This window comes from Pontibacter beigongshangensis (assembly GCF_014332515.1).
GTDB lineage: Bacteria > Bacteroidota > Bacteroidia > Cytophagales > Hymenobacteraceae > Pontibacter > Pontibacter beigongshangensis.
The window spans coordinates 88,099-105,372 of the sequence record NZ_VFSD01000002.1 but is presented as its reverse complement, the minus strand read 5'-3'; the positions used below and the strand labels follow the sequence as shown (position 1 = coordinate 105,372).

General features: G+C 53.1%; 14 protein-coding genes. All 14 read left to right on the top strand.

Annotated features, from left to right (window positions below; genetic code table 11):
• Nucleotides 1-214: 214 nt before the first annotated feature.
• The gene (locus tag FJM74_RS02585) at nt 215-478 is read left to right on the top strand and encodes a DUF4212 domain-containing protein (protein WP_187261001.1); all 264 of its coding nucleotides are present in this window, start codon (nt 215-217) and stop codon (nt 476-478) included.
• A 32-nt stretch (nt 479-510) separates the two neighbouring features.
• Nucleotides 511-2,202, top strand: coding sequence for a sodium:solute symporter family protein (locus tag FJM74_RS02580; RefSeq protein ID WP_187261000.1), 1,692 nt, complete (start codon nt 511-513; stop codon nt 2,200-2,202).
• Between the two features lie 390 nt (nt 2,203-2,592).
• Nucleotides 2,593-2,811, top strand: a complete 219-nt coding sequence (locus FJM74_RS02575; RefSeq protein WP_187260999.1) for a hypothetical protein — start codon at nt 2,593-2,595, stop codon at nt 2,809-2,811.
• A gap of 3 nt (nt 2,812-2,814) precedes the next feature.
• Nucleotides 2,815-5,577, top strand: a complete 2,763-nt coding sequence (locus FJM74_RS02570) for a sensor histidine kinase (RefSeq protein WP_187260998.1) — start codon at nt 2,815-2,817, stop codon at nt 5,575-5,577.
• Nucleotides 5,578-5,748: 171 nt separating this feature from the next.
• Nucleotides 5,749-6,141 carry a response regulator transcription factor gene (locus FJM74_RS02565; RefSeq protein WP_187260997.1) on the top strand — a complete coding sequence of 131 codons (393 nt, stop codon included), beginning with the start codon at nt 5,749-5,751 and terminating at the stop codon, nt 6,139-6,141.
• A 91-nt stretch (nt 6,142-6,232) separates the two neighbouring features.
• On the top strand, nt 6,233-8,131 hold the full coding sequence (gene acs, locus FJM74_RS02560) for an acetate--CoA ligase (protein WP_187260996.1): 1,899 nt from the start codon (nt 6,233-6,235) through the stop codon (nt 8,129-8,131).
• Nucleotides 8,132-8,558: 427 nt separating this feature from the next.
• Nucleotides 8,559-8,891 (top strand): hypothetical protein, encoded by a 333-nt coding sequence (locus FJM74_RS02555; protein WP_187260995.1) that lies wholly within the window; start codon nt 8,559-8,561, stop codon nt 8,889-8,891.
• Nucleotides 8,892-9,215: 324 nt separating this feature from the next.
• Nucleotides 9,216-9,371: a hypothetical protein gene (locus FJM74_RS02550; RefSeq protein WP_187260994.1), complete on the top strand. Its 156-nt coding sequence runs from the start codon at nt 9,216-9,218 to the stop codon at nt 9,369-9,371.
• 25 nt (nt 9,372-9,396) lie between these two features.
• Entirely contained in the window at nt 9,397-11,340 is a 1,944-nt protein-coding gene (locus tag FJM74_RS02545) for a DUF294 nucleotidyltransferase-like domain-containing protein (protein WP_187260993.1), read from the top strand.
• Entirely contained in the window at nt 11,337-12,041 is a 705-nt protein-coding gene (locus tag FJM74_RS02540; RefSeq protein WP_241738913.1) for a 3'-5' exonuclease, read from the top strand. The genes FJM74_RS02545 and FJM74_RS02540 overlap by 4 nt, the downstream gene beginning before the upstream one ends.
• A 355-nt stretch (nt 12,042-12,396) precedes the next feature.
• Entirely contained in the window at nt 12,397-12,954 is a 558-nt protein-coding gene (locus FJM74_RS02535) for an NUDIX domain-containing protein (RefSeq protein ID WP_187260992.1), read from the top strand.
• Between the two features lie 221 nt (nt 12,955-13,175).
• Nucleotides 13,176-13,979 carry a lysophospholipid acyltransferase family protein gene (locus FJM74_RS02530; protein ID WP_241738912.1) on the top strand — a complete coding sequence of 268 codons (804 nt, stop codon included), beginning with the start codon at nt 13,176-13,178 and terminating at the stop codon, nt 13,977-13,979.
• On the top strand, nt 13,921-14,208 hold the full coding sequence (gene gatC, locus FJM74_RS02525) for an Asp-tRNA(Asn)/Glu-tRNA(Gln) amidotransferase subunit GatC (protein ID WP_187260991.1): 288 nt from the start codon (nt 13,921-13,923) through the stop codon (nt 14,206-14,208). Before FJM74_RS02530 ends, gatC begins: the two co-directional genes overlap by 59 nt.
• Before the next feature lie 14 nt (nt 14,209-14,222).
• On the top strand, nt 14,223-17,267 hold the full coding sequence (locus tag FJM74_RS02520) for a tetratricopeptide repeat protein (protein ID WP_187260990.1): 3,045 nt from the start codon (nt 14,223-14,225) through the stop codon (nt 17,265-17,267).
• The last annotated feature ends 7 nt before the right edge of the window (nt 17,268-17,274 follow it).

The window sequence follows — 17,274 nt, the reverse complement described above, 5'->3', positions numbered from 1 at the left end:
CATTTTCCCTCATTCGGGCAGTTCGTTTCTGAAGTAGCTATAGCTAATTAGCATTTGTATACTCATAAATCTCCTTTTCCTCTAAACCTGCCTATACTTACCTTTAGATTTCTGGCAAAGCAGCTATAGTTGTAACAAAACGCTTCCCCTTCGATAGCGATTTACTGCTGCGTCACCTTATAAATTCTAACACCTAACACCTAGCACCTAAATAATGGAAAGTAAAAAAGCGAGAATGAAGGAATACTGGCGGCGCAATGTCCGGATCCTGATCATGTTGCTGAGCATCTGGTTTTTTGTGTCGTTTGGCTGCGGCATTTTGTTCACCGAGGAGCTGAATCAGTTCCGGTTTGCAGGTTTTAAGCTGGGGTTCTGGTTTGCACAGCAGGGTTCTATTTACGCCTTTGTGCTCATCATTTTTGTGTACGTGTGGCTCATGAACCGGCTCGACCGCGAATTCGACGTGCACGAAGATTAATTGTTAAACGCTACAAGAAACAGAACAGACCCATGGGAATCTTAACCTGGACCTATATTATCGTCGGGATTACATTTGCTATTTACATCGGTATCGCCATCTGGTCCAGAGCCGGATCTACGAAAGAGTTTTACGTGGCCGGCGGTGGCGTCTCGCCGCTTGCCAACGGGCTGGCCACAGCCGCCGACTGGATGTCGGCGGCCTCCTTTATCTCCATGGCAGGCCTCATCTCCTTTATGGGCTACGACGGCTCGGTGTACCTGATGGGCTGGACGGGTGGCTATGTGCTGCTGGCCCTGCTGCTGGCCCCGTACCTGCGCAAGTTCGGCAAGTTCACTGTGCCCGATTTTGTTGGCGACCGCTACTACTCTAAAACGGCGCGCCTGGTGGCCGTCATCTGCGCCATCTTCATCTCCTTTACCTACGTGGCCGGGCAGATGCGAGGCGTGGGCATTGTGTTTTCCCGCTTCCTGGAAGTGGAGATAGAGACAGGCGTTATCATCGGAATGATTATCGTGCTTTTTTATGCCGTTTTGGGCGGTATGAAAGGCATCACCTACACCCAGGTGGCCCAGTTTTGCGTCCTGATCTTTGCCTACATGGTGCCGGCCATCTTCATCTCCATCATGCTCACCGGCAACCCGTTTCCGCAGATCGGCCTTGGCAGTGAGCTGGCAGATGGCAACGGTTACCTGCTCGACCGGCTCGACGGACTGCTCACCGAGCTTGGTTTTGGGACCTACACCAGCGGCAGCAAAGCCACTATTGATGTGTTCTTTATAACGGCTGCCCTGATGGTGGGAACAGCTGGTTTGCCGCACGTAATTGTACGTTTCTTTACCGTGCCACGTGTAAAAGATGCGCGTCGCTCTGCTGGTTTCGCCTTGCTCTTTATCGCTATCCTGTACACCACAGCACCTGCCGTGGGTGCCTTCGGGATGTACAACATGCTCAGCACCACCAGCAATCAGCCCATTTCTTCTATGCCGCAATGGGTAGGGAACTGGCAGAAAACCGGTCTGATTGGCGTGGAAGATAAAAACGCGGACGGTGTAATTCAGTACGTAAAAGATCCAGAGCGCAACGAGCTGATGATCGACAAAGACATTATGGTGCTGGCTAACCCCGAAATCGCGCGGCTGCCGAACTGGGTTATTGCTCTGGTGGCGGCCGGTGGGCTGGCGGCGGCACTCTCCACAGCGGCTGGTCTGCTGCTGGTAATCTCCACGTCCATTGCCCACGACTTGCTCAAAAAATCCATTATGACAGGCATTTCCGAAAAGCAGGAGCTGGTGGCGGCTCGCCTGGCTGCTACGGCAGCTGTGGTAATAGCCGGCTACTTTGGCATTAACCCGCCCGGTTTTGTGGCCGAAGTGGTGGCCTTTGCCTTTGGGTTGGCCGCAGCCTCTTTCTTCCCGGTCATCATTATGGGTATTTTCTCTACCCGCATGAACAAAGAGGGGGCCATCTGGGGCATGGTTACAGGTTTACTTTTCACCATTGGTTACATCATGTACTTCAAGTTCATTAACCCGGCCGCTAACACACCCGAAAACTGGTTTTTCAGAATTTCGCCGGAAGGCATCGGGACGCTGGGCATGCTGCTCAACTTTGCGGTGAGCACCCTGGTGTCGAGGTTTACACCAGCACCACCCCTGCACATTCAGGAACTGGTAGAGGAGATCCGCATACCAAGAGGCGCAGGAGAAGCCGTGCACCATTGATGTTTAGTTAAGAGTTAAAAGTTAAGAGTTATGAGTTGATATTTTATCATGACCTCGTAGCCGCACCCCTTGCGGGTGCTCATGACCCCAAACATTACCAGGAGCAGCACCAAGAGGAGCAAAACTTCCGGAGGGCCGTTTTCATTAGAATAATTTGTCAGAATCAGAATTTACAGAATTATAGAATTAACAGAATATTTTTTCTCCTATAGAGGAAGTTTAGAGCAAATCTAAGTGAGACATTCTGGACATTCTCTAATTCTGTAAATTCTTGGGGTAGGGGCCCTATTAAGATTCAGACAAGAATATAACAGCAGCATCAACAGCAGCAGACCTTCCCGAGGGCCATTTTCATTAGAAGAATTCCTCCAACTCATAACTAACCAAAGCATGACTGACAAAGCTAAAGGACGGAAGCTGTTTTTTATCGCGGTGCTGTTTCTGGTGTTGCTGAATTTTCCGGTGATATCGGTTTTCAACACGGGTGGGGTAGTGGCCGGAGTTTCGGTGCTGTATGCGTACATGATGCTGGCATGGCTGGCGTGTATTGTGTGCGTGGGTTTGGTGGTGGAGCGGCAGGGGGAGAAGGAGAAAAGTACAAAGGAGTAAGGCATGAGCTATGGGCTGGTCATAGGGCTATCGTTTCTGTACCTGGCGCTGCTCTTCGGGCTGGCCTACTGGGCCGAAAAACGTTCTGCCGCCGGCAAAAGCCTGGTCAGCAACTCCTATATCTATGCCCTCTCCATGGCCGTGTACTGCACCGCCTGGACCTACTACGGCAGCGTAGGCAGAGCCGCAACAACCGGGCTGGAGTTCCTGGCAATTTATGTGGGGCCAACGCTCATGGCGCCGCTCTGGTGGCTGGTGCTGCGCAAGATCATCCGGATCTGCAAAGTGCAGCGCATCACTACCCTCGCCGATTTTATCGCCGCGCGGTATGGCAAGAGCATTGCTTTAGGCAGCGTGGTAACGGTTATCTGTGTCATGGGCACCATCCCGTACATTTCCATTCAACTCAAAGCCATAGCCGGCAGCCTCTTCATTTTAACAGGCACTAACGGAGTGGCGGCAACAGCAGCGCCTTTTTACCTCGATGTAGCTTTTCTTGTGGCCGTTACGCTGGCGGTTTTCACCATTGTGTATGGGGTGCGGCACCTGGAGGCAACCGAGCGGCACGAGGGCATGGTAACGGCCATTGCCTTTGAGTCGGTGTTTAAGCTGGTGGTGTTCCTGGTGGCAGGTGCCTTTGTGACGTATTCCGTGTTCAACGGGTTCGATGATATACTGCAAAATGCGGCGCAGCTACCCGATTTTCAGGAGCTGATGACCTTTAGCGGTGAAAACGGCTTCGGGAGCTGGTTCTGGCTGGTGCTGCTCTCCATGCTGGCCATTCTGTTTCTGCCCCGGCAGTTTCAGGTGGCGGTGGTGGAGAACGTAAACGAGCAGCACCTCAACAAGGCCATGTGGCTGTTTCCGCTGTACTTGTTCGTGATCAATGTTTTTGTGCTACCGGTGGCGCTGGGCGGCAATGTGCTGTTTGCAGGGCAGCAGGTAGATATGGATATGTATGTGCTGGCCATCCCGATGAGCCAGGGCCAGGACCTGCTGGCGGTGCTGGTGTACCTGGGCGGCTTTTCGGCGGCCACCAGCATGGTCATTGTGTCTACCATAGCCCTGAGCGTGATGATCAGCAACAACCTGCTGATGCCGGTGCTGGTGGCAGGCCCGGCAAAGCGCCGGAGCAGCAGCTACTTCCAAACCATGCTGCTCTATTCGCGGCGGCTGAGTATTCTGCTGGTGCTGCTGCTGGCTTACCTGTATTACAAGCTGGTGGCGGAGCATTATTCGCTGGTAGAGATCGGGCTGGTGTCGTTTGTGGCAGTGGCGCAGTTTGCTCCTGCCGTTATAGGCGGCATCTTCTGGAAAGAAGGCAGCCGGAACGGAGCTTTGGCTGGCATTGTGGCTGGTTTCTTGGTCTGGTGCTACACGCTGTTGGTGCCGTCGGTGGTGGGGGCAAAGCTGCTGCCCGAGAGCCTGCTGCAGGAGGGGCTGTTTGGCCTGTTCTGGCTGAAACCGTTTGCACTCTTTGGGCTGGAAGGAATGGATTACATCTCGCACACCATGTTCTGGAGCATGTTCCTGAACATCGGGCTCTACGTGGGGCTGTCGCTGCTGGGGCAGCAAACCTCTAAGGAGCGGAACCAGGCGGAGGTATTTGTGGATATCTTTAAATATTCTGCTGCTGTGGAATCCTCTATCGTCTGGAAAGGCACGGCTTACCTTCCTGATATCAGGTCTTTGCTCAGCAACTTTCTGGGGGAGCAGCGGGCACAGGAAGCCTTAGAAGCGTTTTATGAGCAATACCCCGGAGCCGCCAGTGCCGATGGCAGAGCAGACCCTCGTTTAGTGACTTACGCCGAAACCCTGCTGGCTGGTGTTATCGGTTCTTCCTCGGCGCATATTCTGCTAGGATCTGTGGCCAAGGCGGAGGAAATAAGCCTGGACGAAGTACTGGATATTCTGAAGGAGTCGCAGCAGCTGATCTCGATGAACAAGGAACTGCGGCAAACTTCGCTGGAGCTGCAGCAGGCCACCGCGCAACTGCAGGCCAGCAACCAGCGGCTACAGGAGGCCGATGAACTGAAAGACGAGTTCCTGACCACCGTGACGCACGAGCTGCGCACACCGCTCACTTCCATCAGGGCTTTGTCGGAGATACTGTACGATAACCCGGAGCTGGAGCGGGAAGAGCAGCAGGCCTTCCTGAAGACCATTGTAACAGAAACCGAGCGGCTGGGGCGGCTGATCGCACAGGTGTTGGACCTGGAGCGGTTCGACCTGGGCAGGCAGGGGCTGCAGCTGCAGCCGGTGCACCTGCCCGAAGTAGTAGCCGAGGCCGTGGCGGCGCTGCAGCAGCTGGCCCACGAAAAGCAGGTGGCGCTGGTGGTAAACATGCCGCCCGCACTGCCTCCCGTTCCTGCCAACTACGACCGGCTGGTGCAGGTGCTGGTAAACCTGATCTCGAATGCGCTAAAGTTCTGCAGCAGCGGCTCAGGTAAGATCGTGGTTTCGGGTGTGCTGAGAGCGGGAACCATACAGCTAAGCGTGGCCGACAACGGCAAAGGCATTGCCCTGGCCGACCAGCAACAGATATTCGACAAGTTTTACCAGGCCCGCCACCAGACCACCCGCAAACCTGAAGGTACCGGACTTGGCCTTACGATCAGTAAGAAGATTATAGAATCGCACCAGGGGCGGCTGTGGGTAGAGAGCGAGCCAGGGCAGGGAGCAACTTTTGTGTTTGAGCTGCCCGTGGCAGCGGTGCAGCAGGAGCAGGAGCAGGTGCAAACAGGCTTGGAGGGCCCTTTTCATTAGAATAATTGGTGATGTGCTGATTTTTCAATTTGAAGAGTTGCAGATGTGGTGCGATGAATAGAAAGAAACCACCAACTCAGCGGAGTAACTCTACAAGGAGGGGAATTGAGTTTTTAGAGAAAATTATAGCTGCTACAGCTTAAAGAGTAAAGAGCCTAAGCAGAAATTTCTATGAAAGAGAACGGTGAGATAAAAGTGCTGATTGTGGATGATGAGCCTGGAATTCTGATGCCGCTGGAGTTCCTCATGCGCAAGAGCGGCTACCAGGTGTACATCGCCCGCAATGGCACGGAGGCCAAAGAGAGTATCGACCAGGAACTACCGCAGGTGGTGGTGCTCGACCTGATGATGCCCGATGTGGATGGCTACGAAGTATGCCGCTATCTGCGCCGGAAAACCGGGATGGGGCAGGCGAAAGTTATTGTGATCAGTGCCAAAACCAAAGAAGAAGATATCCGGAAAGCGTATGAGGCAGGAGCCGATGCTTACATGCCCAAGCCCTTCTCTACCCGGGTGCTGGTGGAAAAGGTGAAACAGCTGGTAGACCATGAGGCAGAAAGCTGACTGTGCAGAAAATATAGCGCTACCCCTGACCCGGCGCTGCTACTAATCTAATCTCCGAAACGTATTAAAATGACAAGATCATACCAAAACCATGACAAATTACCAGATTAAAAATTTTGAGGATTATCAGGAAGCGTATAAAGCTAGTATTGAGGATCCTGCCGGCTTTTGGGCAGACATAGCTGGCACGTTTAAGTGGCGGAAAAAATGGAACACCGTGCTGGAATGGGATTTTGAGAAGCCGGACGTAAAGTGGTTTATTGGCGGTAAGCTGAACATTACCGAAAACTGCCTCGACCGCCACCTGAAGACCAGGGGCAACAAACTGGCCCTCATCTGGGAATCAAACGACCCGAAGGAGCGCTTTATCCGCTACACCTATCGGGAACTGTACGAGAAGGTGTGCCAGTTTGCCAACGTGCTCAAAAACAACGGGGCCAAAAAAGGCGACCGCATCTGCATCTACATGCCCATGATTCCGGAGCTGGCCATTGCCGTGCTGGCCTGTGCCCGCATCGGGGCCGTGCACTCGGTGGTGTTTGCCGGTTTCTCGGCTGCGTCGATGGCCGACCGCATCCAGGATGCCGACTGCTCCATGGTGCTGACCTCCGATGGCCTGAACCGCGGTGCCAAGCAGATTCCGGTAAAACGGGTAGTGGACGAGGCCCTGCAGACCTGCCCTTCTGTAGAAAAAGTAATTGTGGTGGAGCGCCTGGGCTGGGCCGTGAACATGGTAGAAGGCCGCGATGTGTGGTACCACGACGAAGTTCTAAATGCCGCCAAAGAGTGCCCTGCCGAAGAGATGGATGCCGAAGATCTGCTGTTCATTCTCTACACCTCCGGCTCCACCGGCAAGCCAAAAGGCGTAGTGCACACCGTAGGCGGCTACATGGTGTATGCGCAGTACAGCTTTAGCAACGTGTTTCAGCCCGAAGAGAGCGACGTGTTCTGGTGCACCGCCGATATCGGCTGGGTTACCGGGCACACCTACCTGCTCTACGGCCCGCTGCTGAATGGTACCACCACCCTGATGTTTGAGGGCATCCCGACTTACCCCGATGCTGGCCGTTTCTGGCAGGTGGTCGATAAGTTTGGCGTAAATATATTCTATACCGCGCCTACCGCCATCCGCTCACTGATGGGGGCCGGCGAAGACCACGTGCTCTCCTACAGCCTCGACTCGCTGAAGGTGCTGGGCTCGGTGGGGGAGCCGATAAACGAAGAAGCCTGGTACTGGTACTACATCCACGTGGGCAAAGAAGAATGCCCGCTCGTAGATACCTGGTGGCAAACCGAAACAGGTGGCATCATGATCTCCTCGCTGGCAGGCGTTACGCCCACCAAGCCGAGCCATGCCGCCTTCCCGCTACCCGGTGTGCAGCCCGTGCTGCTCGACAGCGACGGCAACGAGATTACCGACAACGAAGTAGAAGGTTACCTGTGCATGAAGTTCCCGTGGCCCGGCATGATCCGCACCACCTACGGCGACCACGAGCGCTGCCGCCTGAGCTACTTCTCGACCTACAAAGGCTACTACTTTACCGGCGATGGCGCCAAGCGCAACAAAGAAGGCCTGTACCGCATCATTGGTCGCGTAGACGATGTGATCAACGTATCGGGGCACCGCTTTGGTACCGCTGAGATCGAGGAGGCCATTAACCACAACAAGCATGTGGTGGAGTCGGCGGTGGTGGGCTACCCGCACGATGTAAAAGGGCAGGGCATCTATGCCTTCGTTATCTGCAACGAGCCTCCCCGAAATGTAGACAACCTGCGCGCCGAAATTGTGGAGACGGTGGCCAAAAAGATTGGTAAGATTGCCAAACCCGACAAAATTCAGATCGTATCGGGTTTGCCCAAAACGCGCTCCGGCAAGATCATGCGTCGTATCCTGCGTAAAGTAGCCGAAGGCGACACCTCCAACCTCGGCGACACCGCCACCCTCCTCGACCCGGAGATTGTGGATGAAATTGTGCAAGGGGCGCTGTAATAAGACGCACGACACAAGATTTTATCTTTTTGATGAAAAGCTCCTGCGGTATAGACTGCAGGAGCTTCTTGTTTGGTGGTTTCTGGCTGGTGAAACTTTTTGGTTCTAGCCAACTCGTGTGCAGCAGCAGTAGCTCCGGAGGGCCTTTTTCATTCGAATAATTCGCCTTGGAAGGGGAGTAGCTAATGAAGTGGCTTTGGTTTTACAGCTTCCATGCAGTTTGGTATTTTGCATTTTAAATTGAATCTGTAGGAGAATAACTTGGGATTTGTTTTCTTAGGGGCAGTAGCTTTTCTCTTGCCAAACAATTTCCATACGAGTGAAAGCTATCTTTATACATAGTGCAGATAAGCGTAGGGGTATTACTGCTATCTGCTAGTTGGCAAAAATTGATTTCATGAATCAGCAGGGTTAAATAAAAACGAAAGTGGCCATAAGTAAAAAGAATTCCCGACTAATAGACTGTGACGGCAGGAAATTTAGATGGACGATTTCACCCGCAACAGATTACATAAAGTTCATCGCTGAAGAAGCAGAAAAAAGGGGAAGAAAAATTGAAGTAACTATAACTTCAGACATTGACCGACTCTGGCTGGAATTTCCCAATATTTCCAATTTGAATCTTAAGGTTATAAAACCCAAAGACGTCGCATCTTTCATCTCACAAGCTTTAAAAGATGGTTGGAATCCAGAAGAAAAAGGGAGTCCGTTTAGATACAGGCTTCAAGGAGATGAATTAAGAAGAGAAGAAAGTAATTAAAGACCTAAAAACAACCTTTGCCAACAAAGTTCAGCCTTTATGCTCGGCTCCGCCTTGCTCATCGGCTGCACCAGCACGTTACACAAAAAAAATGAGCGGAAGTTTTAACTGAAACTAAATACTCCCGCCAGCCAGTACAGCAAAGGCCCTCCGGCTGCAATTGATGAACCGGTGAATAATAACTTTCCATTAACTTACCTTCTTTAACCAGGCGAAGAAACTGAATGAAAGATGTGTAACCTGGTTTTTAACCAACACATTCTTAAATACTTTATATTATTTGACCTGAAACAGGGCCAAATTGAGCATCACGACATCAGGTAGATGAACCTGCACCTGACCTATTTTGCCAAAGAAGAAAATGTGGAAGGCGACAACCTGCCCATAGCTCGCAAAATTAAGATCGGACAAGTGAGGGCTCGTGCCAAAATAAGAACAGACGTAAACTCCCCTCTTGCAAAGCCCCCTCCAAAGCTGTAATTTCAAGCATCTAAACGGAGCGCACATGCAAGTAACCAATACCATACAGGAGCGGGTACACGAGTTCCTGAAGCAGTACCCGCCCTTTAGCCTGGTAAAAGAGGAAGAACTGAGAGAAATTGCCAGCCAGGTGAAGGTAATGTATCTGGAGCCGGAGCAGGTGCTGTTCGCGCAGGGCGAAGCGGCGCACGAGCACTTTTACGTGGTGCGGCAGGGCTCCGTGCGGCTGGAATTGCAGGACCCGGAGCGCACGGGGCAAATCCTCTTGCTAGATGTTTGCGACGAAGGCGACGTGTTTGGCGTGCGGGCGCTCATTGTGCGCAAGAGCTACTCCTCTACGGCTGTTGCCGGCGAGGAAACCCTGCTGTATGCTATCCCCAGCAAACCTTTTGAGCATATTCTGGCCGAAAACCCCAAGGTGGAACTTTACTTTGCGGCAGGATTTGCAGCTGGTGCCTCTGCCTTGCGCCGCACCATGACCCAGACCCAGAAAGCGCGCGTAGGCCTGCGCAGAGGCACTGCCTCGGTGTATCCGCAGCGCCTGGAGGAGCTCGTGAAAGTGGCGGCCGACAAAGACCTGCTGGCCTGCCTGCCAGACACGCCCATTCAGGAAGCCGCCCAGCGCATGACCACCAAAAACTCCAGCTTCATGCTCGTGTGGGATGCACAGCAGCGGCCTATCGGCATTGTAACCGATACCGACATGCGCAGAAGAGTGGTAACAGGGCGTGTGGGCATAGAAGAGCCTGTTCACGTCATCATGACCAACCCTGTTGTTACCATTGCCCCGGAGCCAGCCATGGCCGATGCACTGATCCGGATGATCCGGCACCGGGTAAAACATATTTGCGTAACGGCCGACGGGACCCCCCAGAGCAGGGCAGAAGCGGTGCTGACCGAGCATGACCTGCTGCTGACGCAAGGCAACAACCCGGCCGTGCTGGTGTGGGAGATCCGGCAGACAAACGTAGAAAACCTGCCTGCCATCAGGGAGCGGGCCGAAGAGCTGCTGCAGAAGTACCTGGAGCAGGAAGTGAAGATATCATTTATAGCCGGCATCATTACCGAAATAAACGATGCCATTATGGTGCGGGCGCTGCAGCACGCAGAGGAGGTGCTGGGCGAGCCGCCAGTGCCTTACTGCTGGCTCTCGATCGGGAGCGAGGGGCGCGCAGAGCAGCTGCTGCGCACCGACCAGGACAATATGCTTATTTTTGAAGATGTGCCGGCTGCCGGGACAAAGGCAGTGCAAGCCTATTTTCTGCAGCTGGCCGGCATTGTGCAGGGCATTCTGGAGCAGTGCGGTTTCTATAAATGCCGGGCCAACATGATGGCCACTAACCCGCAGTGGTGCCAGCCGCTGTCGGTCTGGAAAAAATATTACCATAGCTGGATACAGGAACCCACGGAGCAGGCGCTGCTGAATGCCTCCATCTTTTTCGACTACCGGCCTATTTACGGCGACTTCAGCCTGAGCAGCCAGCTGACCGACTGTATTTATGAGGAGCTCTCCAGAGGGAAAATATTTCTGCCTTACCTGGCCCGGCAAGCCAGGCAAAACCCTACGCCCCTCAGCTTTTTCAGAAATTTTATACTGGAGCGCGGTGGTGAGCACAAAGATCAGTTCGACATAAAGCTCAGAGCCATGACACCCCTGGTAGATGCTGCCCGTGTGCTGACCCTGGAGAACCGGATTACCGGCGAGAACAACACCATCAAGCGCTACGAGAAGCTGGCAGAGCTGGAGCCTCAGAATGCACCCCTCTACCGCGAAACAGCCATGGCCTACGAAATTATGATGCGCCTGCGGGCGCTCAACGGCATCCGGAGCCACAACTCCGGCCGCTACCTAAAACCGGAGCAGTTAAGTAAAATAGAGCGGCAAACGCTTCGGAACACCTTTGTTACTATTACCGATATACAAGAGCTGCTGCAGGTGCGGTTTCAGCTTGGTTACCTGCGCGGATGATGGTGGAGTGGTTGCAAAAGCTTCTGGGCAATAAGCCAAAGCAGTACGCTGAAACGGCTTACTGGCTGCAATACAAGCAGGCCGGTAAGCAGCCCGTAAGCCTCAGCACCCCCCTGCCCGACGTAGATTTTGTGGTGTTCGACACAGAAACAACCGGTTTCGACAAGAACAAAGACAGGGTGGTGTCGATCGGTGCGGTGCGGGTAAAGGATGGGCAGGTCCTGGTAGCCGAGAGCTTTGAGTGCCTGATACGGCAGCAGGTGGAGCAGGGCAACAAAAGCGCTGAAATACACGGCCTCCTGCCTTCGGAGATCCGGCAGGGCATGGACGAAGAGGAGGCGCTGGCGCTGTTCCTTGGCTTTATCGGCAATGCGGTGCTGGTGGCGCACCATATCGGATTCGATATTGGCATGATTAAACAGATGCTGAAACGGCAAAACTTGCCAGAGAGGCTGCATAACCAACTCGTGGATACCGGCCGGCTGGCCCTGCGGCTGGAGCACCCCTTCCGCACGCCCCACCCCTACCGCCACAGCGACTACAGCCTCGACTCGCTGGGCAAGCGTTACCACCTGCCCCTCGAAGACCGTCACACCGCCTCCGGCGACGCCTTTGCCACCGCCGTGCTGCTCCTGAAACTGCTGGCCATTGCCCGCAAAAAAGACGTAAAAACCCTCGGCGACCTGCTGCAGGAGCTATAGCCAATCAGCTCGGGCAGGAGCCGCAGAACCTCCGGAGGGGCTTTTTGATTAGAATAATTGCTTGTTGCTGATTGTGAAATAGCTGATTTTGAGAGGGGGAGATTTGGAAATTTGAAGAGGTTGGGTTGTGGAAATGAATAATCAGTTATGTCTAAAAAAAATCGCTGTGCGTAGGCTGCAATTACGCATAGCATAGGTAGTGAAGCAAGACTCTCAACATGCATATATCCTGTAAATTCCTGGGGTAGGGGCCCTGTAGAAAGAATCAGCCACAATCTGGCAGCATCAACAATTTCGGAAGCAGAGATTATAAAACTCCGGCCAATACCCGATATTTGCAGCAAACCCAACAGCTATGATAGACGAGACCCATAACCCCTGGACCACCCTTGCCAGCAAAGAGATTTATGAAAACCCCTGGATAAAAGTGCGCGAAGACCAGGTGCTGAACCCGAAAGGCGGCAAAGGCATTTACGGCGTGGTGAGCATGAAGAACAAAGCCATCGGTATTATTCCCATCGACGACGAAGGCTATACCTACCTGATCGGGCAGTACCGCTACGCGCTTAACGAGTATTCCTGGGAAATACCCATGGGCGGCGGCCTCAACGAAGTAGACATTCTGGAGTCGGCGAAGCGGGAGCTGCAGGAGGAGACAGGCTTTACGGCTGCCAAATGGACAAACATCGCCCGCCTGCACACTTCCAACTCCGTAACCGACGAAGAAGGATTTGTTTTTCTGGCGCAGGAACTAAAGGCCGGCGAAACTGCATTTGAAGAGACAGAGGAGCTTCAGATAAAGCGCGTTTCGCTGAACGAGGCTGTGCGCATGGCCATGAACAACGAGATAACGGATGCCATTAGCGTAGCCGGCATCCTGAAAGCTGCCCTGCTGCTGCGGAATGAGTTTTGAGTTATGAATGAATGATTGAGTGATTGAAGGGGGGCGTTAACTTAAAGAGGAAGGTTTAAAGTGAGAAAGCCAGACGTTAATGATTCAGGGTTTTCTTACTTTATTTCAGGTATGGAATGTGCAGGATCGGAAAGAAATATTTCCTGAAACTCCTAAAACTTAAAATCAAAAACATTCACTCATCCAAAAATCACTCACTCAAAATTATTACATTTGAACCTATGAAAGCCATTAAGTACTTATCGCATCGTATTTACACGACCTGGTGTGTAACCTGGTTCGTAATGCCGTTTGTGGTAACTTACCCGCTCCAGGTTTTCCTGATCCGGAAGAAGAAGTGGTACAGGCACGTGCATAGCATCAACCGGTTCTGGTCAATTTCCGCTTTGCGCATGTTTCTGGCTCCCGTTAAAGTAGAGTGGCATATGCCTTTCGACTCCTCCCGGCAGTATATATTTACCCCGAACCACAGCTCCTACCTCGATATCCCGCTGCTGCTGCACACTATCCCGGGTTTTCTTAACTTTGTGGGCAAGAGCGCTCTTTGCAAAGTGCCGCTCTGGGGTAAAATTTACGAGAAATTATACATCTCCGTAGACCGGCGGAGTGCCATCAGCAGCGCCAAGAGCTACATACAGTCGCAGCGCTCGCTGGCAGAAGGCCGGAACCTGGTTATTTTCCCGGAAGGCACTATTCCGAAAACGGCCGGTGAGGAACTGCTGAAGTTTAAAGACGGCCCCTTTAAGCTGGCCATAGAAAAGCAGCTGCCGGTGGTGCCGGTTACCATGCCCTACAACCACAAGTTCCTGCCCGATGTGGGGGGGCTGAAGGTGCGGTGGCACCCGCTCAAGATTGTGCTGCACGAGCCAATAGAAACCACAGGCATGACCCTGCAGGACCTGCCGCTGCTCAAAGAAAAAGTATATCAGATAATTCAAACAGAAATAACGAAACATAACAAGACGTATGTCAACGGATATTCAGACTATCAAGAAAATAGCACACTTAGCGAGGTTAGAGTTTAACGAAGAAAAAGAGGCCGAAATGCTCCAGGACATGAACCAGATCCTGGACTGGATGGACAAGCTGCGTGAACTGGATACCACCAGTGTGGAGCCGCTTATTCATATGTCGGAAGAGGTGAACGTGATGCGGGAAGACCTGGTGCACCACGAAATCACCCACGAGCAAGCCCTGGCCAATGCGCCTAAAAAAGACTCCGATTATTTCAGGGTGCCGAAAGTGCTGGAGTAAGCTGCTGGCCTCTTATGAAGAATTATAAATTTTGGGAAAGCTGGGATACTGATATTCGGTATCCCTATCTTTTTTTGATGGGTCTGGCAGCGGTGGCGCTCCTTTTGGGCGTGTTCCACTACTTTACCGGCGACAGCTATGCCTTTGCCTGGGACAAGCTGCCCAAGCTGGATGTGGTGCCGGTGCCGGTGCAGGAAATTACCCGCCTGCTCGAGCCCCTTACCCTCTACGCCGACAGCTACCTGGTTTCGGAGCAGTACGATGTGGCGCCGCCTGCCATTAACACGGTGGCTGCCTTTCTGTTCCTGATCCTGCTGGGGTTGTGCCTTGCCTTTTATACCGCCGCCATCAGTACCATGAAGCAGCTGCCTTACTTTGCCGGCATGCTGCTGCTGATGCTGCTGCTGGCCTCCTTTAACCTCGATGAACTGGAGATATTCGGACATGGGTTCGGGCAAACCACGCTGTTGGTGAGCATTGCCCTGCTGGCCATATCGAGTTATATCTTTCATGCCTTTTACCCCGATACACGCTTCTTCATACGGCTCCTCACGCTGCTGCTGGTGATCCTGTTTATAGGGGCGCTCCTGTTTTCGGAGGCGAATGCGGCGCCTGAGCTTATTGCACTGCACCTCGTAAATTACAGCTCTCTGGCCACGCTGGTGGCTACGCTGTTGTTTATGATCTGGGTGTCGTACGAAAACGTGAATGCGCTGCTCTGGGTTAACACACAGGCCAGCAGGCCCGAAAGAAGGTTCAGCATCTGGCAGTTTGTGCTGGTGAGCCTGCTGTACCTGCTCAACCTGCTGCTGCTCTACCTGCGCCATGTCGGGTACATTAAAGCTGACCTTTTTTATGTAAATGCCTACTTTATCTTCCTGCTCTCTACGGTGGCGGGTTTCTGGGGCATGCGGCAGCGGGAGGCTTTTTACGGCAATCTGTTCCAGTTCAGGCCAACGGGTGCTGTGCTGTACCTGGTGTTTGCCACCATATCGTTTCTGAGCATCGGCTATGCCTTTGCCACCGCCAACGATTCGCTCAAGGTGCTCTACCACGACCTGATCGTGTACACGCACCTGGCTTTCGGGGTAATGTTCTTTGTGTATGTGATGATGAACTTCGGCAAGCTGCTGGAGGACAGGCTGCAGGTGTACAAGGTCTTATACCAGCCGAAGCGCCTGCCCTTGTATACGCTTTTTACCATGGGAAGCATCATACTGGCCATTTTGGTCATGCGCACGCAGTACCGGACTTACTTCTATGCCTATGCCGGCTACTACAACTACCTGGGCGACCTGTACCAGGCATCCGACAACGAGGTGCTGGCCGAAAGCTTCTATAAAGAAAGCGACCTGTATGACCTCCATAACGTGAAGGCCAACTACAGCCTGGCCGGCATTTACCGCGAGAGCCAGCAACGCAATAAAGAGGTAATCCGGATGAAGGATGCCATTGCCAAACGGCCAAACCCCAGGCTTTATGTGCGGCTGGCTAACCTGTATGATGGCAAACGATACTTTTTTGAGAAGCAGTATGTGCTGCTGCAGGGCGTAGAGGCTTTTCCGGAAAGCGGAGAGCTGTACAACAACCTGGCCATGCTCTATGCCAACACCAGCGTTACCGACAGCGTGGAGTATTACTTCAGGCTGGCCCAGGAGCATAGTTCCGACAACGATTTTATCAGGAGCAACACGTTGGTTTTTTATACCAACCAGGCCATGCCCGATAAAGTGAAGGAAGTGATGGCGGAGATCAGGGGTGGCAAGTACAAGCCGCTGCAAAGCAACCTGGCCGCCCTGCGGCTGCTGCTGGGCCTCCCCGCCGATAACAAAACGGCGGAGGCTCCTGATTCGCTGGAACGGGTAGAGGACTTTACGCTTTTCTACAACAATGCCATCAGCAACCTCACCACTGCCGATACCTCTTCTGTGCGGCACATCAATAAGTACCTGAGCAACCCGGCTAACCAGCTGTTTCACGAAGACCTGCTGTTTCTAAAAGGACTCTTGCACCACAGCGGCGGGCGCCCCGTGGAAGCCAGGAGCATACTGGAGAACCTGGCAGGCCTCTCAGATACGCGAAGCGGGTATTACTATCATGTGCTGGGCATCTGGATGATGGAGGAAAAAAACTTCAGGACAGCTGCCAGCTTCTTTAAGTTGGCCAAAGACCATGGTGCTTCTGCGCAGGCATTTCTGGCACATGGATATGCGCTAGCGCTGGCCAATCAACCTGCCGAGGCGCTTGCCGCTTTAGAAGAAGTAGCCTTTACCGAGGAGGAAAATGCCGTGAAAGTTGCCCGTGACCTGCGGGCACTGCTGGAGCAGCCACTCGATTCTGTTGTAGCAGCTGCCCCTGATGCCGATAAGGTGCAGTACCTGCAGGCGTACCTGCCCATGCTGACCCTCCCGGAGGTGGATGCCCTGGTAAAATCAGTAAAGGAGAAAGAGCTGCGCCGGGTGGCCCTGGTAACCCGGATAGACCATCTGCTGCAGCACAGGCGCTGGCGGCTGGCGCACGATGCCATAAAGGAAGCCGGCCCCATGCTGCGGCCAGAAGATGAGTTGCGCTCTAAACTCAATCTGCAGCAGATGAGGCTCTGGCTGTACACCAAAAACCACGATGCGCTGCTGAACCGCATGAACAACCTGTACCTGAACGAGCGCCACAAGCGTTACAAATTATATTTCAGGGCTAAAATTGCAGAGGTGAGAGGCCGGCAGCGGGAGGCAGAAGAGAGATACCGGCAGGCTTTAGCTATGCTGCTCTACGACGAGGAAGTGGTAGAAGAAGCGGCAGCCTTCTTTGCTAACACATATCCTGCCGACTTGGAGGCCTACAATATTCTGCTAAGCGGCGTTACCTATAATCCTAACTCTGCCAGGCTTTATAAACTATATGCCCTGGAGAGCCTGAAGCAGGGCCTGAGCAGCTATGCCGATCAGGCCCTGCGTACCTTGCAGAGCTTGCTTCCTGCCGCAGAATACAGTATTTTTAGAGAAGAATTTGAGAAGCGGCGTCAGGAAAAAGAAGCTGAGGCTGAAGCATGGCCAACTTAAGAGAACC